Origin of the sequence: Klebsiella michiganensis (assembly GCF_002925905.1) — a bacterium.
Lineage (GTDB): Bacteria > Pseudomonadota > Gammaproteobacteria > Enterobacterales > Enterobacteriaceae > Klebsiella > Klebsiella michiganensis.
Window position 1 is genome coordinate 545,204 of record NZ_PRDB01000001.1, and the last position, 22,504, is coordinate 567,707.

The window sequence follows — 22,504 nt, forward strand, 5'->3', positions numbered from 1 at the left end:
TCAGCCTCCAGCGATAACCTGAAAAAGCAGGATTTGATCGCCTTCCTGTAAGAGATGATCTTCCCACCGTTCACGCGGCAGGATGCGTTGATTGAGCGCCAGCGCGACGCCCGGCTGCTGCTGTTCCAGCTGCGTGAGCAGATCGGCGACGGAGGTCGCTTCGGCGCACTGCAACGGTTCATCGTTAAACCATATCCGCATGCAGCCCTCCGCATACCGGACAGCCCTGAGCCCGCTGGAGCGCGAGAGTGCGCCAGTTGCTGGTTCGGGCATCGAACAGGCGCAGCGTGTTCCGCGGGGCCATCATGCCGGCGAGCAGCTTGATGGCCTCCAGCGCCTGTAGGGTACCCATCATGCCAACCACCGGACCAATGATGCCCGCCGTGCGGCAGTTGCGTTCGGGTTCGTTAGCATCCGGCCACAGGCAGCGATAACAGCCCTGCTCCCACGGCGGCGTCAGTACCATCAGCTGCCCCCCAAGCCCGACGGCGCTGGCGGTAATCAGCGGCGTTTTAAGCGCGACGCAGGCGGCGTTGATCGCCTGTCGGGTCGCCATGTTATCGGTGCAATCCAGTACCACATCGGCCTTCGCCACTTCATCCTGCAGGGCCTTTCTGCCTAACCGCTGCTTCAGCGCAATCAGTTCAATCTGCGGATTTAACTGAGCCAGCCGGGCCCTGGCGGCCGTGGTTTTAGGCTGAGCGATATCCTCGCTGGTGAACAAAATTTGTCGCTGCAGGTTACTGACGTGCACGTCGTCGTCATCGACCAGCACCAGCGTGCCGACGCCAGCGCCGGCAAGATAGAGCGCGGCGGGAGAGCCCAGCCCGCCGAGACCCACGATCAACACCCGGCTGGCCAGCAGCATTTGCTGGCCTTCAATGGCGATATCCTCCAGCAGCAGCTGGCGGCTATAGCGCATAAAATCGCTGTCATTCATCACCGGCTCCCGCTATCTCGAGCAGCCGGGCCGTTGCCTGTCGCCAGTCGGCCGCCTGAGTAATGGCGCTGACCACCGCAACGCTGCCGACGCCGGTCGCCAGTACCGCCGGGGCGCGCTCAAGGCTGATGCCGCCAATCGCCACGGTTGGATAATCCCCGAGTCGCTGAATATGCTGCGCCAGCTGATCCAGCCCCTGAGGGGCGGAAGGCATCTGCTTGGTTTGCGTTGGAAAAACGTGCCCAAGCGCGATGTAAGAGGGACGCGCCGCCAGCGCGATATCAATTTCCATATCGTCATGCGTCGAAACGCCAAGACGCAGCCCGGCGTTGCGGATGGCGCTGAGGTCGGTGGTTTCCAGATCTTCCTGGCCTAAATGCACGCCGTAAGCCTGATGTTTGATGGCCAGGCGCCAGTAATCGTTAATAAACAGCCGCGCATGGTATTTGCGTCCCAGGGCGATAGCGGCAACGACATGCTCTTCAACCTCACTATCGCGTTTATCCTTGATGCGCAGCTGGAGAGTGCGAACGCCCGCGGCCAGCAGGCGTTCGATCCACGCGACGCTATCGACGACCGGATAGAGCCCTAAACGGAAAGGGACGGATGGAAAATCGGGTTGATACATCAGGCTTCCTCCTTACGTAGATAGATTTCACTGCCGCGGGCGCGGAAGTTATCCGACATATCGGCCATCCCCACTTCGATGGTCTGCGCGGCGGCGTAGTCGCGAACTTCCTGGCTTATCTTCATTGAGCAGAATTTAGGGCCGCACATGGAGCAGAAGTGGGCCACTTTGCCTGACTCCTGCGGCAGGGTTTCGTCGTGGTAAGCGCGCGCGGTGAACGGGTCGAGCGCCAGATTAAACTGATCTTCCCAGCGGAACTCGAAGCGCGCTTTCGACATGGCGTTATCGCGGATCTGCGCGCCGGGGTGGCCTTTGGCGAGATCGGCGGCGTGGGCGGCAATTTTGTAGGTAATCAGGCCCTGCTTAACGTCTTCTTTATTCGGCAGGCCGAGGTGCTCTTTTGGCGTCACGTAGCAGAGCATCGCGCAGCCGAACCAGCCGATCATGGCGGCGCCAATTCCCGAGGTGAAATGGTCATAGCCCGGCGCGATATCGGTGGTTAGCGGCCCTAAGGTGTAGAACGGCGCTTCGTGGCAGTGCTCCAGCTCTTCGGTCATATTGCGCTGAATCATCTGCATCGGCACGTGGCCCGGGCCTTCGATCATCACCTGTACGTCATACTCCCAGGCGATTTTGGTCAGTTCGCCCAGGGTGTGCAGTTCGGCGAACTGCGCTTCGTCGTTGGCATCCTGAATCGAGCCGGGACGCAGGCCGTCGCCCAATGACAGCGAGACGTCATAGGCGGCGCAGATTTCGCAGATTTCGCGGAAATGCTGGTAGAGGAAATTCTCTTTGTGATGGGACAGGCACCATTTCGCCATGATTGAGCCGCCGCGGGAGACGATGCCGGTCAGGCGCCTGGCGGTCATCGGCACGTACCGCAGCAGCACGCCCGCATGGATGGTGAAGTAGTCCACCCCCTGTTCCGCCTGCTCGAGCAGCGTATCGCGGAAGGCTTCCCAGGTGAGATCTTCGGCGATCCCGTTGACCTTCTCCAGCGCCTGGTAGATCGGCACCGTACCGATCGGTACCGGACTATTGCGCAGGATCCACTCGCGGGTTTCGTGAATATAGCGGCCGGTGGAGAGGTCCATGACCGTATCCGCTCCCCAGCGCGTTGCCCACACCAGCTTCTCGACCTCTTCTTCAATCGACGAGGTGACCGCCGAGTTGCCGATATTGGCGTTAACCTTCACGAGGAAGTTGCGGCCAATAATCATCGGTTCGGATTCCGGATGATTAATATTAGCCGGGATAATCGCGCGCCCGGCTGCGACTTCAGCCCGCACAAACTCCGGGGTGATATTCTCCGGCAGCCGCGCGCCAAACCCAACGCCCGGATGCTGCTGGCGCAGCACTTCGCCACGAATACGCTCGCGGCCCATATTCTCACGAATGGCGATGAACTCCATTTCCGGGGTGACAATCCCCTGACGGGCGTAGTGCAGCTGCGTCACGCATTTCCCGACGATGGCGCGCCTGGGCGTGAGCAGGCCGGTAAAGCGCAGTTCGTTGAGGCCATCATCCGCCAGCCGCTCTCTGGTATAGGCCGAGCTGCGATCGCTGAGTGCTTCGCAGTCGCGGCGCGCATCAATCCACGGCTGACGCAGTTTTGCCAGACCCTGCTGAACGTTAATCGCGACGTGCGGATCGCCATAGGGGCCGGAGGTGTCATAGACCGGAATAGCTTCGTTCGCTTCGTACTGAGGATTATCTTTGCTGCCGCCAATAAGCGTCGGGCTTAGCTGAATTTCGCGCATCGGTACGCGAATATCTTCCTGCGAACCGGGGATATAGATGCGCTGCGAATTGGGAAATGCGGTACCTTCCAGGGTGTCGATAAAGCGCTGGGCGCGTTCGCGTTGCTCTCGACGCGTGAGTTTGGTTGTAGACATAGCTCATTCCAGTTAAACAGGATATGGCTTGCCAGACGACGGATGGAGTAACAGATGCGATCGGCCCTGAAGAGGCAGATGCTAAACGCAGTTTACTCTTGTTCCCTTCGCAGGTATTAGCCTGATCAGGTTCCGCGGATCCCGAATTAACGGTCTCAGCCTTTTCCAGTGTGGAAAATGGGCACTCCGACAAGATGACATCCCCTCTCCGTGAGGGGGAATGTATGTAAACTACGCGTTAATGGCTCACAACTCAAGCGGTCGGCGCGATATTGTCGCTGACGTTGTCTTTGCGGCTGTGGGCGACGGCGAGGGCGATCAGGTTATCTTCCAGCGCAAAGCGCGCTTCCAGCGCTTCGCCGATATCCGACAGCGCCTGCTGGAACTCAAGGTAGTTATCGTGATCGATGGCGTTTTCGAGGCAGGAGTCGTAATAATCCATGATCTGCTGGGTATTGGCCTGCAGCTGTGGATAAATCTTAGTGGCGGCTAAAAGTGGCGTATCGCCTTCCAATTCGCCGATAAAGCGTTCATAAATATTAAAATGGCCGGAGGAGAGGTAGTCCACCAGGCTTTGACAAAAATCATCCAGCGCTTTCTCATTAAGCCGCATAAATGATTCTTTGCCGGGCTTCAGGCCAACCAGGTTGTAGTAAGCCACAAGCAAATGCTTACGTACTTGTAGCCAGCGATCGACCAGTTTATTGCTGCCTCCAACACGTTCCGTCAGGTTTTCCAGCTGGTTTAACATGGTTGACTCCGCAAGGTTTTAAGAGAAATACGTTGCTCACCAAAATGTAAATTTAATGTTAAAAGTGCCAGTAAAATAAAGGTAGTGCAATAGATATGGATCGTATTATTGAAAAATTAGATCGCGGCTGGTGGATCGTCAGCCACGAACAGAAATTATGGTTGCCCGACGGAGAATTGCCCTACGGCGAAGCGGTAAATTTTAATCTTGCGGGGCAGCCCGCGCTGCGAATCGGAGAATGGCAGGGCGATCCGGTGTGGCTGGTCCGCCAGGATCGCCGGCATGAGATGGGATCGCTGCGTCAGGTGCTCGATCAGGATGCTGGCCTTTTTCAACTGGCGGGACGCGGGATCCAGTTGGCGGAATTCTACCGCTCGCACAAATTCTGCGGCTACTGCGGCCATCCTATGCACCCCAGCAAAACCGAGTGGGCAATGCTGTGCAGCCACTGCCGCGAACGCTACTACCCGCAAATCGCCCCGTGCATTATCGTCGCCATCCGTCGGGATGATTCTATCCTGCTGGCGCAGCATACTCGCCATCGTAACGGCGTGCATACGGTGCTGGCCGGGTTTGTCGAAGTCGGCGAAACCCTGGAGCAGACCGTTGCCCGCGAGGTGATGGAGGAGAGCGGCATTAAGGTGAAAAACCTGCGCTACGTGACCTCTCAGCCCTGGCCGTTCCCACAATCGCTGATGACCGCGTTTATGGCCGAGTACGATAGCGGCGAGATTGTCATCGACAAGAAAGAGCTGCTGGAGGCGGGATGGTATCGCTATGACAATCTGCCGCTTTTGCCGCCGCCGGGCACCGTGGCGCGCCGTCTGATTGAAGATACCGTGGCGATGTGTCGGGCAGAGTATGAGTGACATGTTGCATATACTTTATCCTTCAAATTGCCTCTTTGTTGGCTGCTTTCACTTACCCCAGTCACTTACTTGAGTAAGCTCCTTGGGTTCATTCAATTGCCGCCTCGATCCACTTTGAATGATTTTGTGTATAAACTTGGCGCATCAACGCTAAAGGAATGTAAAAATGACCGAACTGAAGAACGATCGCTACCTGCGCGCGCTGCTACGCCAGCCGGTTGATGTCACCCCGGTATGGATGATGCGTCAGGCGGGCCGCTATTTACCGGAATATAAGGCCACCCGCGCCGAGGCGGGCGATTTTATGTCGCTGTGTAAAAACGCCGAGCTTGCCTGTGAAGTGACGCTGCAGCCGCTGCGCCGCTATAAGCTGGATGCGGCTATCCTCTTCTCGGACATTCTCACCATCCCGGATGCGATGGGGCTGGGGCTCTATTTCGAAGCCGGGGAGGGCCCGCGTTTTACCTCACCCATTACCGGCAAAGCGGATGTCGATAAATTACCCGTCCCCGACCCGGAAGATGAGCTTGGCTACGTGATGAACGCCGTGCGCACCATCCGCCGTGAGCTGAAGGGAGAAGTGCCGCTGATTGGCTTTTCCGGCAGCCCGTGGACGCTGGCGACCTACATGGTGGAAGGCGGCAGCAGCAAAGCGTTTACGGTGATCAAAAAGATGATGTACGCCGAGCCGCAGGCCCTGCACGCGCTGCTCGATAAGCTGGCGAAAAGCGTCACGCTGTATCTGAATGCGCAAATCAAAGCGGGCGCGCAGTCGGTGATGATCTTTGATACCTGGGGCGGGGTGCTGACCGGCCGGGATTATCAGCAGTTCTCGCTCTATTACATGCATAAAATCGTTGATGGGCTGCTGCGTGAGAATGATGGCCGCCGCGTGCCGGTGACGCTGTTTACCAAAGGCGGCGGGCAGTGGCTGGAAGCGATGGCGGAAACCGGCTGCGATGCGCTGGGGCTCGACTGGACGACCGATATCGCCGATGCGCGGCGTCGCGTCGGCCATAAAGTCGCCCTGCAGGGCAATATGGATCCCTCGATGCTCTATGCCCCTCCGGCGCGCATCGAAGAAGAGGTGGCGACCATTCTCGCCGGGTTTGGCCAGGGCGAAGGCCATGTCTTTAACCTTGGGCACGGCATTCATCAGGACGTCGACCCGGAACATGCGGGCGTATTTGTGGAGGCAGTGCACCGGTTGTCGGCGCCATACCACCGTTAAGGAGTGAATATGGATTTGTCATCGCTACGCACCAAGCAGCTCAGCCTGGCGGCATCGGTTGAACGAGGCGATCGGCTGGACCAGGATCCGCCGACGCTGATCGGCGGAGCGGATGTTGGATTTGAGCAAGAGGGAGAGGTGACCCGGGCGGCGATGGTGCTGCTGAGCTATCCGTCCCTGGAGCTGGTGGAGTATCAGGTCGCGCGCGTCGCGACCACGATGCCCTATATCCCCGGCTTCCTCTCCTTTCGCGAAACCCCCGCGCTGCTGGCGGCCTGGGAGCAGCTTTCGCAGAAGCCAAATCTCTTATTTGTTGATGGCCACGGTATTTCCCACCCGCGCCGCCTCGGCGTCGCCAGCCATTTTGGTCTGCTGGTGGATGTGCCGACCATCGGCGTGGCGAAAAAACGGCTGTGCGGTAAGTTCGAGCCGCTGGGCGATGAGCCCGGCGCGCTGGCGCCGTTGTTAGATAAAGGCGAGCAGCTGGCGTGGGTTTTGCGCAGTAAAACGCGCTGTAATCCCCTGTTTGTGAGTACCGGGCACCGCGTGGGCCTGGATAGCGCGCTGATGTGGGTGGAGCGCTGCCTGAAAGGCTACCGCCTGCCTGAACCGACGCGCTGGGCTGATGCCGTGGCGTCCCGGCGTCCGGCGTTTGTGCGTTGGCAAGCAAATCACGACTGATTCAGGTACACTGCGGCTAATTTCTGACTTCGAGATTTCATCATGTTACAAAACCCGATTCATCTGCGTCTGGAGAAGCTGGAAAGCTGGCAGCACGTGACCTTTATGGCCTGCCTGTGCGAGCGGATGTACCCCAACTACGCCATGTTCTGTCAGCAAACTGAGTTCGCCGATGGCCAGCTTTATCGCCGTATTCTCGATCTGATCTGGGAAACGCTGACGGTAAAAGATGCGAAGGTGAATTTCGACAGCCAACTGGAAAAGCTGGAAGAGGCGATTCCGGCCGCTGATGATTACGACCTGTACGGCGTCTATCCGGCCATTGATGCCTGCGTGGCCTTGAGTGAGCTGATTCATTCGCGGCTGAGCGGCGAAACGCTCGAACATGCTATTGAAGTCAGCAAGAGCTCGATCACCACCGTTGCGATGCTGGAAATGACCCAGGCTGGTCGCGAAATGACCGACGAAGAGCTCAAGGAAAACCCGGCAGTCGAACAAGAATGGGATATTCAGTGGGAGATTTTCCGTCTTCTGGCCGACTGCGAAGAACGCGATATTGAACTGATCAAAGGGCTGCGTGCAGACCTTCGCGAGGCCGGTGAGAGCAATATTGGTATAAATTTTCAGCAATGAGACCAGAAAACGTGATTTACCGCCTGAATTGTAGCGTCTGAAGGCTTCCATTCCGCCCCCCGTCTGGTCTACATTTGGGGGGCGAAAAAACGTGGCTATCGGTGCGTGTATGCAGGAGAGTGCTTTTCAGGCATTTCCGTCGCACTCGATGCTTAGCAAGCGATAAACACATTGTAAGGATAACTTATGAACAAGACTCAACTGATTGATGTAATTGCGGACAAAGCTGACCTGTCCAAAGCACAGGCGAAAGCTGCCCTGGAATCTACCCTGGCTGCAATTACCGAGTCTCTGAAAGAAGGTGATGCTGTTCAACTGGTTGGTTTCGGTACCTTCAAAGTGAACCACCGCGCTGAGCGTACTGGCCGCAACCCGCAGACCGGTAATGAAATCAAAATCGCCGCAGCAAACGTACCGGCATTTGTTTCTGGTAAAGCTCTGAAAGACGCAGTTAAGTAAGACCGCGTGGCAGTGTACAGTTTTATCGAAGGGGCTTGTCGGCCCCTTTTGTCTACCTGGCGCCGCACGCTGGCGCTGGTAGGCGTATTGCTGCTCACTGCCTGCAGCCATGATTCCTCTCTCCCGCCGTTTACCGCCAGCGGATATGCGGATAACCAGGGGGCGATGCGTATCTGGCGCAAAGATTCTAACGGCGAGGTCCATCTCCTTGCCGCCTTCAGTCCATGGCGTCATGGTAATACTTCGACCAGCGAGTACCGCTGGCAGGATGGCCAGCTCGCGCTGATTGAACTCAACGTCTACGGTAAACCGCCGGAACATATTCGCGCCCGGTTTGATGCGCAGGGCGAACTCAGCTTTATGCAGCGTGAAATCGATGGGCAGAAGCAGCAGCTTTCCAGCGATCAGGTCGCGCTATACCGCTATCGCGCTGAGCAAATACGCCAGACCAGCGACGCTCTGCGTCAGGGACGCGTTATGCTGCGCCAGGGGCGCTGGCATGCCAACAGGACGGTGACCACCTGTGAAGGTCAGACCGTGAAGCCTGACCTCGATACGCAGGCGCTGGCGCATATTGAGCGACGCCAGAATCACTCATCCATTGAGGTCAGCGTGGCGTGGCTGGAAGCGCCTGAAGGCTCTCAGCTGCTGCTGGTGGCAAACGAAGATTTCTGCACCTGGCAGCCGACAGAAAAAAGCTTCTGAGCCTTACCAGTGGCTCATCCCCATATGACCGCGGCCTCCGCCGCAGATCCCTGGTCCCATACCCACACCGCGAGAAATACCCGCCTGCGCTAATGCGAGATCGAACTTAACCCGCTGCTGGGCCAGCTGTTGACCGATAACCTCCATCTCCTGGGCAATGGATTCGACTTTCGCGCTGTCAGGCTTATCCGCGGTTAACAGCGCATGGTATTCGTAGCGTTTTGATTGAAGCTGCTGACGTAAAACGCGGGTTTGTTCATAGAAATCGTTATGCAGCTTCCGGGCAGTGGCCTGCTGATCGGCGGTGAGCTGGCTGTAGCCCTGGGGGCCCATTCCGCTGCCGTTATTCCAGTGGTGCCTTGCCCAGGCTGAACTGCTACCGAAAGTCAGCGCGGCGAGGGCAATCAGCGTCAGCGTCATTTTTTTGTTCCGTTTCATAGTTTATTCTCCTGGCTTATGGTTTCTCAATGATTTGCATCTTCTGTGCCAGAATGGAAAGGCCGCAGGATATCGGGCATTGAGCACCTTCCAGCCAGACGAGAGCGAGTAAAAATGACTCGCGGTCAAGGAGGCTGCGGGTCATTTTTACTCGATCGCCTTCCCGGTTTGCGCATGAGAAGCGGTTAGACGGGACGGAAAAATGGCATGATTTCTGCTGAGCGATACGGTGTCTGAGGAAAGGGAGTTGTCATGAACGCGATGCGGTTGTCTAAGGATTCCGTCGCCGTCTGGCTGAGCTGGTTGTTAACCGGCCTTATCTTGCTGCTGGTGTGCCTGTTCTCTGCGTTAATCGTGCGTGATTATGGCCGTGAAAATGAAGCCGCGCGCCAGACTATCCAGGAAAAGGGCAGCGTGCTGATTCGCGCCCTTGAGTCCGGCGCCCGGGTGGGCATGGGAATGCGTATGCATCATTCCCAACTGCAGGCGTTGCTGGAGGAGATGGCCTGGCAGCCAGGCGTGCTGTGGTTCGCTGTGACGGATGAGAGCGGTAAAATCATTGCCCATAGCGACCCGCAGCGGGTTGGTGAGTCGCTCTACTCTGCCAGCACTCTGCGTGAGCTGAATATTGGGAGCGAGGAGCGCTGGCGCCGGCTCGAAAAACCGGAACCGGCGCTGGAGATTTATCGTCAATTTCGCCCGCTTAACGGCGGCGGGCATCATATGCGCATGATGATGCGTCGCGAAGCTGCCGGGCTACGTACCCAGGCTCCCCAGGTTATTTTTATTGCTTTTGATACCCGCGAGCTGGATGCCGACCATGCCCGTAGCCTGCGTAATATGGTTATCATGCTCTGCGCGGCGGGCGTAGTGATGGCGGCAACGTTGCTGGCGCAGTTCTGGTTCCGCCGCTATCAACGTTCGCGCAAGCAGTTGCAGGAGGCGACGGCGCGTAAAGAAAAGCTGGTGGCGCTTGGTCATCTGGCCGCGGGCGTCGCCCATGAGATCCGCAACCCGCTGTCATCTATAAAAGGGCTGGCAAAGTATTTTGCCGAGCGAACCCCAGCCGATGGCGAAGCGCATCAGCTGGCCCAGGTGATGGCGAAGGAAGCCGATCGCCTGAACAGGGTCGTCAGCGAGCTGCTGGAACTGGTGCGTCCGGCGCATTTAACGTATCAATCGGTTGATTTGAATGACGTGATTACGCACTCGCTTCAGCTAATTAGCCAGGATGCCGCCAGCCGGGCAATAACGCTCGCGTTCACCGCGCAGCCCGCGCTATGCCGCATTCAGGCCGATCCGGATCGTTTGAAACAGGTGCTGCTGAACCTTTATCTCAATGCCGTCCACGCTATTGGCCGCGATGGCGTGATTACGGTGGCGGTGAGGGAATGCGGCGACGGGCGAGTAAAGGTGAGCGTTGCGGACAGCGGCAAGGGGATGACGGCGGAACAGCTACAGGCCATTTTTACCCCGTACTTCACGACCAAGGCCGACGGCACCGGGCTGGGCCTGGCGGTGGTGCAGAACATTGTCGAGCAGCACGGCGGAACGATTCACGCCGAGAGCGCCCCCGGCGAAGGCGCGCTATTTACTCTCTATTTGCCGGTCAACGGGCAACAAAAGGATGAACAAGGATGAGTGGCGAGCAGATCGATATTCTGGTGGTGGACGATGACATTAGCCACTGCACTATCTTACAGGCGCTGTTGCGGGGCTGGGGATACCGGGTTGCGCTGGCCTACAACGGTGTACAGGCGCTGGAACAGGTGCGCCAGACGGTGTTTGATCTGGTGCTTTGCGATATCCGCATGGCCGAGATGGACGGCATCGAAACGCTGAAAGAGATCAAAACCTGGAATCCGTCGATTCCGGTATTGATCATGACCGCATACTCCAGCGTCGATACCGCCGTGGAGGCGCTGAAATCCGGTGCGCTGGACTACCTGATTAAGCCGCTGGACTTTGACAAGCTGCAGCAGACGCTGTCTGAGGCGTTGGCCCATACGCGGCTGAGCGAGTCACCCGTCGCGGGTAGTCCCCCCGCGGCCCAGTTTGGCATGGTGGGCGATAGCCCGGCGATGCGGGCGCTGCTGAATAATATTGCCCTGGTTGCCCCCTCTGATGCGACGGTATTAATTCACGGCGAGTCGGGCACCGGGAAAGAGCTGGTCGCGCGGGCGCTGCACGCCAGCAGCGCCCGCAGCCGCAGGCCGCTGGTGATCCTCAACTGTGCCGCACTCAACGAGTCGTTGCTGGAGTCGGAGCTGTTTGGTCACGAGAAAGGCGCCTTTACCGGCGCGGACAAACGGCGAGAAGGGCGTTTTGTTGAAGCGGACGGCGGTACGCTCTTTCTCGATGAGATTGGCGATATTTCACCGCTGATGCAGGTGCGCCTGCTGCGGGCGATTCAGGAGCGTGAAGTGCAGCGCGTGGGCAGCAATCAGACCCTTTCGGTAGATGTACGGCTAATTGCCGCCACCCACCGGGATTTAGCTGAAGAGGTCAGCGCCGGACGTTTTCGTCAGGATCTCTACTATCGCCTGAACGTCGTGACTATCGATATGCCGCCGCTGCGTCAGCGCAAGGAGGATATCCCTCAGCTGGCGCGCTATTTCCTGCAGCGTTATGCCGAGCGTAACCGCAAAGCGGTGCAGGGGTTTACGCCGCAGGCGATGGACTTACTGATTCACTACGCATGGCCGGGGAATATTCGCGAACTGGAAAATGCGGTAGAGCGGGCGGTGGTCCTGCTGACCGGAGAGTATATCTCGGAACGCGAGCTGCCGCTGGCGATTGCCGGTACGTCGGTTTCGGACGCGCCGCACGGCGAGGATATTATTCAGCCGCTGGTGGAAGTCGAGAAAGAAGCGATCCTGGTGGCGCTCGAAAAAACGGGCGGCAACAAAACTGAAGCCGCCCGTCAGCTGGGCATTACGCGCAAAACGCTGCTGGCAAAGCTCAGCCGTTAGCTGTTTTGCTCACGCTCAATAGCGCGCCAGCCGATGTCGTTACGGCTAAAGCTGCCGTCCCAGCGGATATCGCTCATCAGGGCGTAAGCGCGCTTTTGCGCTTCAGCGACGGTGTGACCCAGCGCGGTAGCGCAGAGCACCCGGCCGCCGCTGGTCAGCACGCGATCGTCATCAGCGAGTCTGGTACCGGCGTGGAAGACCTTGCCGTCAGCCGCTTCTTCCAGCGGCAGGCCGTGGATCTCATCACCGGTACTGTAGTTGCCCGGATAGCCACCGGCGGCGATCACCACGCCCAGCGAGGCGCGTTCGTCCCACTCGGAGGTTTTCTCATTCAGCTTGCCGTCGCAGGCGGCGAGGCACAGATCTACCAGATCCGATTTCATGCGCAGCATGATCGGCTGGGTTTCCGGATCGCCAAAGCGGCAGTTGAACTCGATAACCTTCGGGTTTCCCTGTTTATCGATCATCAGGCCCGCATAGAGGAAACCGGTGTAGGTGTTCCCTTCCGCTGCCATACCTTTTACGGTTGGCCAGATAATGCGTTCCATGGTGCGCTGGTGAACCTCATCGGTTACCACCGGCGCCGGTGAGTAAGCGCCCATACCGCCCGTGTTCGGGCCGGTATCGCCATTGCCCACGCGTTTATGATCCTGGCTGGTGGCCATCGGCAGGACGTGCTCGCCGTCGACCATCACGATAAAGCTCGCCTCTTCGCCGTCGAGGAACTCTTCAATGACGATGCGGTGTCCGGCGTCGCCAAAGGCGTTACCTGCCAGCATGTCGTGAACGGCGGCTTCCGCTTCTTCCAGCGTCATGGCGACAATCACGCCCTTGCCGGCGGCCAGGCCGTCGGCCTTGATGACGATCGGCGCGCCTTTCTCACGCAGGTACGCCAGCGCGGGCTCGACTTCGGTGAAGTTCTGGTATTCCGCCGTCGGGATGTTATGACGCGCGAGGAAATCTTTGGTGAAGGCTTTGGAGCCTTCAAGCTGCGCCGCGCCTTCCGTTGGGCCGAAGATTTTCAGCCCTGCGGCACGGAACGCATCGACAACGCCAATTACCAGCGGCGCTTCCGGGCCAACGATGGTCAGGTCAATCTTCTCGCTTTGCGCAAAGCTCAGCAGCGCCGGAATATCGGTGACGCCGATAGCCACGTTCTGCAGCGCCGGTTCCAGCGCGGTGCCCGCGTTACCCGGGGCGACAAAAACGGTATCAACCTGCGGTGACTGTGCGGCCTTCCAGGCCAGCGCGTGTTCGCGTCCGCCGTTGCCAATAACTAATACTTTCATCGTCTGCTCCGTGAATTAATGGCGGAAGTGGCGCATGTCGGTGAAGATCATCGCGATGCCGTGCTCATCGGCGGCGGCAATCACCTCTTCGTCGCGAATAGAACCACCGGGCTGAATGACGCAGCTCACGCCAACGGCAGCAGCGGCATCAATACCGTCGCGGAACGGGAAGAAAGCGTCGGACGCCATAGCCGAACCTTTCACTTCCAGACCTTCATCACCGGCTTTAATCCCGGCGATTTTGGCGGAGTAAACGCGGCTCATCTGGCCTGCGCCTATCCCGATGGTCATATTCTCTTTGGCGTACACAATGGCGTTGGATTTAACGAATTTCGCCACTTTCCAGCAGAACAGCGCATCGCGCAGTTCCTGCTCGGTCGGCTGGCGTTTGGAAACCACGCGCAGTTCGCCTTCCGTAACCATACCCAGATCGCGATCCTGAACCAGCAGGCCGCCGTTAACGCGTTTGAAGTCCAGACCAGGTACGCGCTGCGTCCACTGACCGCAGGTCAGGACGCGGACATTCTGTTTCGCGGCAGTGATCTTCAGGGCTTCTTCCGTCGCAGACGGCGCGATGATCACTTCAACAAACTGGCGGGAGATGATCGCCTGCGCGGTTTCGGCATCCAGTTCGCGGTTAAACGCGATAATGCCGCCGAAGGCAGAGGTCGGGTCAGTTTTGTACGCACGGTCGTAGGCGTCCAGAATAGAGGTGCTTACCGCTACGCCACATGGGTTGCCGTGCTTCACAATAACGCAGGCCGGCTCGCTGAATTCTTTGACGCATTCCAGCGCGGCATCGGTGTCAGCGATGTTGTTATAGGAGAGCGCTTTACCCTGAACCTGCTGTGCAGTGGCAACAGAGGCTTCTTTGACTTCTTCTTCTATATAGAAGGCCGCCTGCTGGTGGCTGTTTTCACCATAGCGCATATCCTGCTTCTTAACGAAGTTCAGATTCAGGGTGCGCGGGAAGCGACCCGCGGCTTCTTTGCTCTCGCCGTGATAGGCCGGAACCATGCTGCCGAAGTAGTTGGCAATCATGCTGTCGTAGGCGGCGGTGTGTTCGAATGCCTTAATGGCGAGGTCGAAGCGGGTGTCGAGGGTCAGGGAGCCTTCGTTGGCATCCATCTCTTTAATAATGGCATCGTAGTCGCTGCTCTTCACCACGATGGCGACGTCTTTATGGTTCTTCGCCGCTGAGCGAACCATGGTTGGGCCGCCGATATCAATGTTTTCTACCGCATCTTCCAGCGAGCAGCCCTCGCGGGCAACGGTTTGAGCAAACGGATACAGGTTAACCACCACCATATCAATAGGCGCGATACCGTGTTGTTCCATAATACCGTCATCCTGGCCGCGGCGACCGAGAATACCGCCGTGAACTTTCGGATGCAGGGTCTTCACGCGTCCGTCCATCATTTCCGGGAAACCGGTGTAGTCAGAGACTTCGGTAACCGGCAGACCTTTCTCAGCCAGCAGGCGTGCGGTACCACCCGTAGACAGTAGCTCGACACCACGAGCGGAAAGCGCCTGCGCGAATTCGACGATACCGGCCTTGTCAGAAACACTGAGCAGGGCGCGGCGGACTGGACGACGTTGTTGCATGGTATTAAATCCCCAGGATTTGAATATTACAGAGAGCGTTAGGTGAATTTTTGTCTAAAAACTCACCTAACGCACCCAACCGGGCATCCTTGTTATAGCGCGGCATTGTAACGAAAACGTTTGCGCAACGCTCGCGAATTTTTATCTTTCTCTTTTTAGCCCAGGATCGCGCCCTATAGAGAGAGGATAGCGGGCCTTTATAAGAGGGTATCGGCCGCCACCTGTGGATAATTCTGTGCGTAACAGGGTATAAAGCGGGGTTTTGCTGGGGAATGCAGCAGTCAGTCATTTTTCTGCAATTTTACTATTGCGGATGCTCGGGAACTCCCTATAATGCGCCTCCATCGACACGGCAGATGTGAATCACTTCACAAACAACCCGGTCGGTTGAAGAGAAAAAAACCCTGAAATAACGGGTTGACTCTGAAAGAGGAAAGCGTAATATACGCCACCTCGCAACGGTGAGCGAAAGCCGCGTTGCACTGCTCTTTAACAATTTATCAGACAATCTGTGTGGGCACTCAAAGTGACATGGATTCTTAACGTCCTCGGACGAAAAATGAATACCAAGTCTCAAAGAGTGAACACGTAATTCATTACGAAGTTTAATTCTACGAGCATCAAACTTAAATTGAAGAGTTTGATCATGGCTCAGATTGAACGCTGGCGGCAGGCCTAACACATGCAAGTCGAACGGTAGCACAGAGAGCTTGCTCTCGGGTGACGAGTGGCGGACGGGTGAGTAATGTCTGGGAAACTGCCTGATGGAGGGGGATAACTACTGGAAACGGTAGCTAATACCGCATAACGTCGCAAGACCAAAGAGGGGGACCTTCGGGCCTCTTGCCATCAGATGTGCCCAGATGGGATTAGCTAGTAGGTGGGGTAACGGCTCACCTAGGCGACGATCCCTAGCTGGTCTGAGAGGATGACCAGCCACACTGGAACTGAGACACGGTCCAGACTCCTACGGGAGGCAGCAGTGGGGAATATTGCACAATGGGCGCAAGCCTGATGCAGCCATGCCGCGTGTATGAAGAAGGCCTTCGGGTTGTAAAGTACTTTCAGCGGGGAGGAAGGCGATAAGGTTAATAACCTTGTCGATTGACGTTACCCGCAGAAGAAGCACCGGCTAACTCCGTGCCAGCAGCCGCGGTAATACGGAGGGTGCAAGCGTTAATCGGAATTACTGGGCGTAAAGCGCACGCAGGCGGTCTGTCAAGTCGGATGTGAAATCCCCGGGCTCAACCTGGGAACTGCATTCGAAACTGGCAGGCTGGAGTCTTGTAGAGGGGGGTAGAATTCCAGGTGTAGCGGTGAAATGCGTAGAGATCTGGAGGAATACCGGTGGCGAAGGCGGCCCCCTGGACAAAGACTGACGCTCAGGTGCGAAAGCGTGGGGAGCAAACAGGATTAGATACCCTGGTAGTCCACGCTGTAAACGATGTCGACTTGGAGGTTGTTCCCTTGAGGAGTGGCTTCCGGAGCTAACGCGTTAAGTCGACCGCCTGGGGAGTACGGCCGCAAGGTTAAAACTCAAATGAATTGACGGGGGCCCGCACAAGCGGTGGAGCATGTGGTTTAATTCGATGCAACGCGAAGAACCTTACCTACTCTTGACATCCAGAGAACTTAGCAGAGATGCTTTGGTGCCTTCGGGAACTCTGAGACAGGTGCTGCATGGCTGTCGTCAGCTCGTGTTGTGAAATGTTGGGTTAAGTCCCGCAACGAGCGCAACCCTTATCCTTTGTTGCCAGCGATTCGGTCGGGAACTCAAAGGAGACTGCCAGTGATAAACTGGAGGAAGGTGGGGATGACGTCAAGTCATCATGGCCCTTACGAGTAGGGCTACACACGTGCTACAATGGCATATACAAAGAGAAGCGACCTCGCGAGAGCAAGCGGACCTCATAAAGTATGTCGTAGTCCGGATTGGAGTCTGCAACTCGACTCCATGAAGTCGGAATCGCTAGTAATCGTGGATCAGAATGCCACGGTGAATACGTTCCCGGGCCTTGTACACACCGCCCGTCACACCATGGGAGTGGGTTGCAAAAGAAGTAGGTAGCTTAACCTTCGGGAGGGCGCTTACCACTTTGTGATTCATGACTGGGGTGAAGTCGTAACAAGGTAACCGTAGGGGAACCTGCGGTTGGATCACCTCCTTACCTTAAAGAACCTGCCTTTGTAGTGCTCACACAGATTGTCTGATAGATGTAAAGAAGCAAGACGGCTGCGAAGTCGCGACACCTCGTGTCCCCTTCGTCTAGCGGTTAGGACTCCGCCCTTTCACGGCGGCAACAGGGGTTCGAATCCCCTAGGGGACGCCACTTGCTGGCTGTGAGTGAAAGGCACAACCAACCGATATCTCAAAACTCATCTTCGGGTGACGTTTGAGATATTTGCTCTTTAAAAATCTGGATCAAGCTGAAAATTGAAACGACACACTGTTCAAGTGTGTTCGAGTCTCTCAAATTTTCGCGACACGACGATGTTTTACGAAACATCTTCGGGTTGTGAGGTTAAGCGACTAAGCGTACACGGTGGATGCCCTGGCAGTCAGAGGCGATGAAGGACGTGCTAATCTGCGAAAAGCGTCGGTAAGGTGATATGAACCGTTACAGCCGGCGATGTCCGAATGGGGAAACCCAGTGCAATTCGTTGCACTATCGTTAACTGAATACATAGGTTAACGAGGCGAACCGGGGGAACTGAAACATCTAAGTACCCCGAGGAAAAGAAATCAACCGAGATTCCCCCAGTAGCGGCGAGCGAACGGGGAGCAGCCCGGAGTCTGAATCAGCTTGTGTGTTAGTGGAAGCGTCTGGAAAGTCGCAGGGTACAGGGTGATACTCCCGTACACTAAAACACACAGGTTGTGAACTCGAAGAGTAGGGCGGGACACGTGGTATCCTGTCTGAATATGGGGGGACCATCCTCCAAGGCTAAATACTCCTGACTGACCGATAGTGAACCAGTACCGTGAGGGAAAGGCGAAAAGAACCCCGGCGAGGGGAGTGAAAAAGAACCTGAAACCGTGTACGTACAAGCAGTAGGAGCCCACTTGTTGGGTGACTGCGTACCTTTTGTATAATGGGTCAGCGACTTATATTCTGTAGCAAGGTTAACCGTATAGGGGAGCCGCAGGGAAACCGAGTCTTAACTGGGCGTTAAGTTGCAGGGTATAGACCCGAAACCCGGTGATCTAGCCATGGGCAGGTTGAAGGTTGGGTAACACTAACTGGAGGACCGAACCGACTAATGTTGAAAAATTAGCGGATGACTTGTGGCTGGGGGTGAAAGGCCAATCAAACCGGGAGATAGCTGGTTCTCCCCGAAAGCTATTTAGGTAGCGCCTCGTGAACTCATCTTCGGGGGTAGAGCACTGTTTCGGCTAGGGGGTCATCCCGACTTACCAACCCGATGCAAACTACGAATACCGAAGAATGTTATCACGGGAGACACACGGCGGGTGCTAACGTCCGTCGTGAAGAGGGAAACAACCCAGACCGCCAGCTAAGGTCCCAAAGTCATGGTTAAGTGGGAAACGATGTGGGAAGGCCCAGACAGCCAGGATGTTGGCTTAGAAGCAGCCATCATTTAAAGAAAGCGTAATAGCTCACTGGTCGAGTCGGCCTGCGCGGAAGATGTAACGGGGCTAAACCATGCACCGAAGCTGCGGCAGCGACACTATGTGTTGTTGGGTAGGGGAGCGTTCTGTAAGCCGTTGAAGGTGGCCTGTGAGGGTTGCTGGAGGTATCAGAAGTGCGAATGCTGACATAAGTAACGATAATGCGGGTGAAAAACCCGCACGCCGGAAGACCAAGGGTTCCTGTCCAACGTTAATCGGGGCAGGGTGAGTCGACCCCTAAGGCGAGGCCGAAAGGCGTAGTCGATGGGAAACAGGTTAATATTCCTGTACTCGGTGTTACTGCGAAGGGGGGACGGAGAAGGCTATGTTGGCCGGGCGACGGTTGTCCCGGTTTAAGCATGTAGGCGGATGTTCCAGGTAAATCCGGAACGTCACTAACGCTGAGGTGTGATGACGAGGCACTACGGTGCTGAAGTGACAAATGCCCTGCTTCCAGGAAAAGCCTCTAAGCATCAGGTAACATCAAATCGTACCCCAAACCGACACAGGTGGTCAGGTAGAGAATACCAAGGCGCTTGAGAGAACTCGGGTGAAGGAACTAGGCAAAATGGTGCCGTAACTTCGGGAGAAGGCACGCTGATGGTAGGTGAAGCGACTTGCTCGTGGAGCTGAAATCAGTCGAAGATACCAGCTGGCTGCAACTGTTTATTAAAAACACAGCACTGTGCAAACACGAAAGTGGACGTATACGGTGTGACGCCTGCCCGGTGCCGGAAGGTTAATTGATGGGGTTATCCGTAAGGAGAAGCTCTTGATCGAAGCCCCGGTAAACGGCGGCCGTAACTATAACGGTCCTAAGGTAGCGAAATTCCTTGTCGGGTAAGTTCCGACCTGCACGAATGGCGTAATGATGGCCAGGCTGTCTCCACCCGAGACTCAGTGAAATTGAACTCGCTGTGAAGATGCAGTGTACCCGCGGCAAGACGGAAAGACCCCGTGAACCTTTACTATAGCTTGACACTGAACACTGGTCCTTGATGTGTAGGATAGGTGGGAGGCTTTGAAGTGTGGACGCCAGTCTGCATGGAGCCATCCTTGAAATACCACCCTTTAATGGCTGGTGTTCTAACGTGGGCCCCTAATCGGGGTTGCGGACAGTGTCTGGTGGGTAGTTTGACTGGGGCGGTCTCCTCCTAAAGAGTAACGGAGGAGCACGAAGGTCAGCTAATCCTGGTCGGACATCAGGAGGTTAGTGCAATGGCATAAGCTGGCTTGACTGCGAGCGTGACGGCGCGAGCAGGTGCGAAAGCAGGTCATAGTGATCCGGTGGTTCTGAATGGAAGGGCCATCGCTCAACGGATAAAAGGTACTCCGGGGATAACAGGCTGATACCGCCCAAGAGTTCATATCGACGGCGGTGTTTGGCACCTCGATGTCGGCTCATCACATCCTGGGGCTGAAGTAGGTCCCAAGGGTATGGCTGTTCGCCATTTAAAGTGGTACGCGAGCTGGGTTTAGAACGTCGTGAGACAGTTCGGTCCCTATCTGCCGTGGGCGCTGGAGAATTGAGGGGGGCTGCTCCTAGTACGAGAGGACCGGAGTGGACGCATCACTGGTGTTCGGGTTGTCATGCCAATGGCATTGCCCGGTAGCTAAATGCGGAAGAGATAAGTGCTGAAAGCATCTAAGCACGAAACTTGCCCCGAGATGAGTTCTCCCTGACTCCTTGAGAGTCCTGAAGGAACGTTGAAGACGACGACGTTGATAGGCCGGGTGTGTAAGCGCAGCGATGCGTTGAGCTAACCGGTACTAATGAACCGTGAGGCTTAACCTTACAACGCCGAAGATGTTTTGGCGATTTGAGAGATTTTCAATACAGCTTGATACAGATTAAACAGAATTTGCCTGGCGGCGACAGCGCGGTGGTCCCACCTGACCCCATGCCGAACTCAGAAGTGAAACGCCGTAGCGCCGATGGTAGTGTGGGGTCTCCCCATGTGAGAGTAGGGAACTGCCAGGCATCAAACAAGTGAAGAGCCCATCCTGACGGATGGGCTTTTTGCGTTTTGTCGCCAGAATCGACCGGACAGCGGTTACCCTTATCCGGTCTTACTTCATTACTCATGTACCAAATTCAATAACGGATAGGGTTTGCCAAGATCGTCCGTCTCAGAACGGCCTGTCACCTTAAAGCCCATCTTCTTATAAAATCCGACCGCTTGTTCATTCTGCTCATTAACGTTGGTCGTCAGTTTGGGCGCTAACGTCAGCGCGTGTTCAATCAACAGCTTACCCACGCCGCAGCCGCGGACCGTAGGGTCAACGAATAGCGCATCCATATGTTCCCCCGTAAGCAGCATAAAGGCGACCGGCTCGTCTTTCTCCGTCACCGCGACCCACAGCGGCGCTTCGGGTAAAAACGCGCTCACCAGATCTTCCAGTTCCGCTCTATACTCTTTTGATAAAAAATCGTGCGTTGCATCGACCGACCGACGCCAGATCGCAATCAGTTTTTTCCCTTCATCATGCCGTGAACGGCGGATACTAATAACCATATTTGCTCCTTTTCTTTGTTCTTATATTCTAACTCAAATGTCTCCGTGAAATTTTCTCACCCTGCACCTGCAGGCTCGACATTCACCTTATTCCTGGGTATCTTCAGCTGTCTGGATGTCTAAACGTTTATACGTATGCTATGAGGTAATAAAGTTATGCCAATTCGGGTGCAGGACGAGCTACCGGCCGTCAATTTCTTGCGTAATGAAAACGTCTTTGTGATGACGACAACTCGCGCGACGACTCAGGAAATCCGCCCGCTGAAGGTGCTCATCCTTAATCTGATGCCGAAGAAAATTGAGACTGAGAATCAGTTTTTGCGACTGCTTTCCAACTCTCCTCTGCAGCTTGATATCCAGCTGCTGCGCATCGATGCCCGCGAATCACGTAATACTCCGGCGGAACACCTGAACAACTTCTACTGCAACTTTGAAGATATTTGCGATCAGAACTTTGATGGCCTGATTGTTACCGGTGCACCTTTAGGTTTGGTTGAATTTAATGACGTTGCCTACTGGCCGCAGATAAAACAGGTGCTCGAATGGGCTAAAGATCATGTTACCTCAACGCTGTTTGTCTGTTGGGCGGTACAGGCAGCCCTCAATATCCTCTACGGTATCCCTAAACAGACCCGCTCTGAGAAGATTTCCGGGGTCTACGAACACCATATCCTGCAACCTCATGCCTTGTTAACCCGCGGCTTTGACGATAGCTTTCTGGCCCCGCACTCGCGCTATGCTGATTTCCCGGCGGCGCTGATACGCGACTACACCGACCTCGAGATCCTGGCGGAGACGGAAGAAGGGGACGCCTACCTGTTTGCCAGCAAAGATAAGCGCATCGCCTTCGTGACCGGTCACCCGGAATATGACGCGAACACCCTGGCCAACGAGTTCTTCCGCGATGTGGAAGCGGGTCTCGATCCGCAGGTTCCACATAATTATTTCCCGCAGAACGATCCGCAGAACAAACCGCGCGCCACCTGGCGAAGCCATGGCAATTTGCTATTTATCAACTGGCTGAATTATTACGTCTACCAGATCACGCCATACGATCTACGCCATATGAATCCGACTCTGGATTAATCTTCTACACAACGCGATCCTAAAGCGTTTCAGCATTTTGCCTCTGGCACCTTCGGGTGCCTTTTTTATTTCCGAAATGCAGCTCATATTGTAATTAAACTTTATTTATATTGTTATCAATAGGTTAAGTGATAATTAAATTAAAAATGGAAATTGTTTTTGATTTTGAAAAATA

At 55.9% G+C, this 22,504-nt stretch carries 18 protein-coding genes, 1 tRNA gene, 3 rRNA genes and 1 riboswitch; of the genes, 13 read left to right on the plus strand and 9 right to left on the minus strand.

Annotated elements, in window-relative coordinates; all coding sequences use genetic code 11:
• The 5 genes from thiS to CDA56_RS02675 all read right to left on the minus strand — a co-directional run bounded on the left by thiS (position 1) and on the right by CDA56_RS02675 (position 4,214).
• Positions 1 to 201: a sulfur carrier protein ThiS gene (gene thiS, locus CDA56_RS02655; RefSeq protein ID WP_025107534.1), complete on the minus strand. Its 201-nt coding sequence runs from the start codon at positions 199 to 201 to the stop codon at positions 1 to 3.
• The gene (locus tag CDA56_RS02660; protein WP_102804035.1) at positions 185 to 940 is read right to left on the minus strand and encodes a HesA/MoeB/ThiF family protein; all 756 of its coding nucleotides are present in this window, start codon (positions 938 to 940) and stop codon (positions 185 to 187) included. The genes thiS and CDA56_RS02660 overlap by 17 nt, the downstream gene beginning before the upstream one ends.
• On the minus strand, positions 933 to 1,568 hold the full coding sequence (gene thiE / locus CDA56_RS02665; RefSeq protein WP_025107532.1) for a thiamine phosphate synthase: 636 nt from the start codon (positions 1,566 to 1,568) through the stop codon (positions 933 to 935). Before thiE ends, CDA56_RS02660 begins: the two co-directional genes overlap by 8 nt.
• Positions 1,568 to 3,463 carry a phosphomethylpyrimidine synthase ThiC gene (gene thiC / locus CDA56_RS02670; protein WP_014837105.1) on the minus strand — a complete coding sequence of 632 codons (1,896 nt, stop codon included), beginning with the start codon at positions 3,461 to 3,463 and terminating at the stop codon, positions 1,568 to 1,570. Before thiC ends, thiE begins: the two co-directional genes overlap by 1 nt.
• 85 nt (positions 3,464 to 3,548) lie before the next feature.
• Positions 3,549 to 3,662, minus strand: a riboswitch (TPP riboswitch).
• Between the two features lie 54 nt (positions 3,663 to 3,716).
• Positions 3,717 to 4,214 (minus strand): Rsd/AlgQ family anti-sigma factor, encoded by a 498-nt coding sequence (locus CDA56_RS02675; protein ID WP_014837106.1) that lies wholly within the window; start codon positions 4,212 to 4,214, stop codon positions 3,717 to 3,719.
• Between the two features lie 95 nt (positions 4,215 to 4,309).
• Here CDA56_RS02675 and nudC point away from each other — a divergent pair, with 95 nt between their 5' ends.
• The 6 genes from nudC (at position 4,310) to CDA56_RS02705 (ending at position 8,792) form a co-directional block, all read left to right on the plus strand.
• Positions 4,310 to 5,083 carry an NAD(+) diphosphatase gene (gene nudC / locus CDA56_RS02680; protein WP_004097667.1) on the plus strand — a complete coding sequence of 258 codons (774 nt, stop codon included), beginning with the start codon at positions 4,310 to 4,312 and terminating at the stop codon, positions 5,081 to 5,083.
• A 166-nt stretch (positions 5,084 to 5,249) separates the two neighbouring features.
• The gene (gene hemE, locus CDA56_RS02685; protein ID WP_014227501.1) at positions 5,250 to 6,314 is read left to right on the plus strand and encodes a uroporphyrinogen decarboxylase; all 1,065 of its coding nucleotides are present in this window, start codon (positions 5,250 to 5,252) and stop codon (positions 6,312 to 6,314) included.
• Positions 6,315 to 6,323: 9 nt separating this feature from the next.
• Entirely contained in the window at positions 6,324 to 6,995 is a 672-nt protein-coding gene (gene nfi, locus CDA56_RS02690) for a deoxyribonuclease V (RefSeq protein ID WP_064378466.1), read from the plus strand.
• Positions 6,996 to 7,037: 42 nt separating this feature from the next.
• On the plus strand, positions 7,038 to 7,628 hold the full coding sequence (locus tag CDA56_RS02695) for a YjaG family protein (RefSeq protein ID WP_004097673.1): 591 nt from the start codon (positions 7,038 to 7,040) through the stop codon (positions 7,626 to 7,628).
• A 186-nt stretch (positions 7,629 to 7,814) separates the two neighbouring features.
• A complete protein-coding gene (gene hupA, locus CDA56_RS02700) occupies positions 7,815 to 8,087 on the plus strand; it encodes a nucleoid-associated protein HU-alpha (RefSeq protein WP_004097675.1) in 273 nt (90 codons plus the stop codon).
• Between the two features lie 12 nt (positions 8,088 to 8,099).
• Positions 8,100 to 8,792 (plus strand): DUF1481 domain-containing protein, encoded by a 693-nt coding sequence (locus CDA56_RS02705; protein WP_004097677.1) that lies wholly within the window; start codon positions 8,100 to 8,102, stop codon positions 8,790 to 8,792.
• 3 nt (positions 8,793 to 8,795) lie between these two features.
• Here the strand turns inward: CDA56_RS02705 and zraP are convergent, their stop codons facing one another.
• Positions 8,796 to 9,230 carry a zinc resistance sensor/chaperone ZraP gene (gene zraP / locus CDA56_RS02710; protein WP_064358925.1) on the minus strand — a complete coding sequence of 145 codons (435 nt, stop codon included), beginning with the start codon at positions 9,228 to 9,230 and terminating at the stop codon, positions 8,796 to 8,798.
• 252 nt (positions 9,231 to 9,482) lie between these two features.
• Between zraP and zraS the strand changes: the two genes are divergently transcribed.
• Positions 9,483 to 10,871 carry a two-component system sensor histidine kinase ZraS gene (gene zraS / locus CDA56_RS02715; protein WP_025107528.1) on the plus strand — a complete coding sequence of 463 codons (1,389 nt, stop codon included), beginning with the start codon at positions 9,483 to 9,485 and terminating at the stop codon, positions 10,869 to 10,871.
• Entirely contained in the window at positions 10,868 to 12,202 is a 1,335-nt protein-coding gene (zraR, locus tag CDA56_RS02720; RefSeq protein ID WP_032721071.1) for a sigma-54-dependent response regulator transcription factor ZraR, read from the plus strand. The genes zraS and zraR overlap by 4 nt, the downstream gene beginning before the upstream one ends.
• Here zraR and purD read toward each other — a convergent pair.
• Both purD and purH read right to left on the minus strand, forming a co-directional pair.
• Complete coding sequence (gene purD / locus CDA56_RS02725) at positions 12,199 to 13,491, minus strand: phosphoribosylamine--glycine ligase (protein WP_014227507.1); 1,293 nt, start codon at positions 13,489 to 13,491, stop codon at positions 12,199 to 12,201. The genes zraR and purD overlap by 4 nt on opposite strands.
• Positions 13,492 to 13,506: 15 nt before the next feature.
• Complete coding sequence (gene purH, locus CDA56_RS02730; protein WP_102804034.1) at positions 13,507 to 15,096, minus strand: bifunctional phosphoribosylaminoimidazolecarboxamide formyltransferase/IMP cyclohydrolase; 1,590 nt, start codon at positions 15,094 to 15,096, stop codon at positions 13,507 to 13,509.
• Between the two features lie 628 nt (positions 15,097 to 15,724).
• Here purH and CDA56_RS02740 point away from each other — a divergent pair.
• The 4 genes from CDA56_RS02740 to rrf all read left to right on the plus strand — a co-directional run bounded on the left by CDA56_RS02740 (position 15,725) and on the right by rrf (position 20,708).
• Positions 15,725 to 17,264, plus strand: a 16S ribosomal RNA gene (locus CDA56_RS02740).
• Positions 17,265 to 17,351: 87 nt separating this feature from the next.
• A tRNA-Glu gene (locus CDA56_RS02745) sits at positions 17,352 to 17,426 on the plus strand.
• A gap of 190 nt (positions 17,427 to 17,616) precedes the next feature.
• Positions 17,617 to 20,522: ribosomal RNA gene (locus tag CDA56_RS02750) — 23S ribosomal RNA — on the plus strand.
• A gap of 70 nt (positions 20,523 to 20,592) precedes the next feature.
• Positions 20,593 to 20,708: ribosomal RNA gene (gene rrf / locus CDA56_RS02755) — 5S ribosomal RNA — on the plus strand.
• The 16S, 23S and 5S rRNA genes sit together here with 1 tRNA gene alongside, the layout of an rRNA operon.
• A gap of 97 nt (positions 20,709 to 20,805) precedes the next feature.
• On the opposite strand, the gene CDA56_RS02760 is transcribed toward rrf, so the two are convergent.
• Positions 20,806 to 21,243 carry an acetyltransferase gene (locus tag CDA56_RS02760; RefSeq protein ID WP_009651731.1) on the minus strand — a complete coding sequence of 146 codons (438 nt, stop codon included), beginning with the start codon at positions 21,241 to 21,243 and terminating at the stop codon, positions 20,806 to 20,808.
• Between the two features lie 156 nt (positions 21,244 to 21,399).
• Here CDA56_RS02760 and metA point away from each other — a divergent pair, with 156 nt between their 5' ends.
• Positions 21,400 to 22,329: a homoserine O-acetyltransferase MetA gene (metA, locus tag CDA56_RS02765; protein WP_064375855.1), complete on the plus strand. Its 930-nt coding sequence runs from the start codon at positions 21,400 to 21,402 to the stop codon at positions 22,327 to 22,329.
• Positions 22,330 to 22,504: the final 175 nt, after the last annotated feature.

Excerpts from the sequence above, each read along its gene's own strand:
- metA (WP_064375855.1), top strand. The coding sequence starts at position 21,400 with ATGCCAATTCGGGTGCAGGACGAGCTACCGGCCGTCAATTTCTTGCGT.
- CDA56_RS02695 (WP_004097673.1), top strand. The coding sequence starts at position 7,038 with ATGTTACAAAACCCGATTCATCTGCGTCTGGAGAAGCTGGAAAGCTGG.
- zraP (WP_064358925.1), bottom strand. The coding sequence starts at position 9,230 with ATGAAACGGAACAAAAAAATGACGCTGACGCTGATTGCCCTCGCCGCG.
- CDA56_RS02760 (WP_009651731.1), bottom strand. The coding sequence starts at position 21,243 with ATGGTTATTAGTATCCGCCGTTCACGGCATGATGAAGGGAAAAAACTG.
- purD (WP_014227507.1), bottom strand. The coding sequence starts at position 13,491 with ATGAAAGTATTAGTTATTGGCAACGGCGGACGCGAACACGCGCTGGCC.
- nudC (WP_004097667.1), top strand. The coding sequence starts at position 4,310 with ATGGATCGTATTATTGAAAAATTAGATCGCGGCTGGTGGATCGTCAGC.
- thiS (WP_025107534.1), bottom strand. The coding sequence starts at position 201 with ATGCGGATATGGTTTAACGATGAACCGTTGCAGTGCGCCGAAGCGACC.
- CDA56_RS02675 (WP_014837106.1), bottom strand. The coding sequence starts at position 4,214 with ATGTTAAACCAGCTGGAAAACCTGACGGAACGTGTTGGAGGCAGCAAT.
- zraR (WP_032721071.1), top strand. The coding sequence starts at position 10,868 with ATGAGTGGCGAGCAGATCGATATTCTGGTGGTGGACGATGACATTAGC.
- zraS (WP_025107528.1), top strand. The coding sequence starts at position 9,483 with ATGAACGCGATGCGGTTGTCTAAGGATTCCGTCGCCGTCTGGCTGAGC.
- thiC (WP_014837105.1), bottom strand. The coding sequence starts at position 3,463 with ATGTCTACAACCAAACTCACGCGTCGAGAGCAACGCGAACGCGCCCAG.
- nfi (WP_064378466.1), top strand. The coding sequence starts at position 6,324 with ATGGATTTGTCATCGCTACGCACCAAGCAGCTCAGCCTGGCGGCATCG.
- purH (WP_102804034.1), bottom strand. The coding sequence starts at position 15,096 with ATGCAACAACGTCGTCCAGTCCGCCGCGCCCTGCTCAGTGTTTCTGAC.
- hupA (WP_004097675.1), top strand. The coding sequence starts at position 7,815 with ATGAACAAGACTCAACTGATTGATGTAATTGCGGACAAAGCTGACCTG.
- thiE (WP_025107532.1), bottom strand. The coding sequence starts at position 1,568 with ATGTATCAACCCGATTTTCCATCCGTCCCTTTCCGTTTAGGGCTCTAT.
- hemE (WP_014227501.1), top strand. The coding sequence starts at position 5,250 with ATGACCGAACTGAAGAACGATCGCTACCTGCGCGCGCTGCTACGCCAG.
- CDA56_RS02660 (WP_102804035.1), bottom strand. The coding sequence starts at position 940 with ATGAATGACAGCGATTTTATGCGCTATAGCCGCCAGCTGCTGCTGGAG.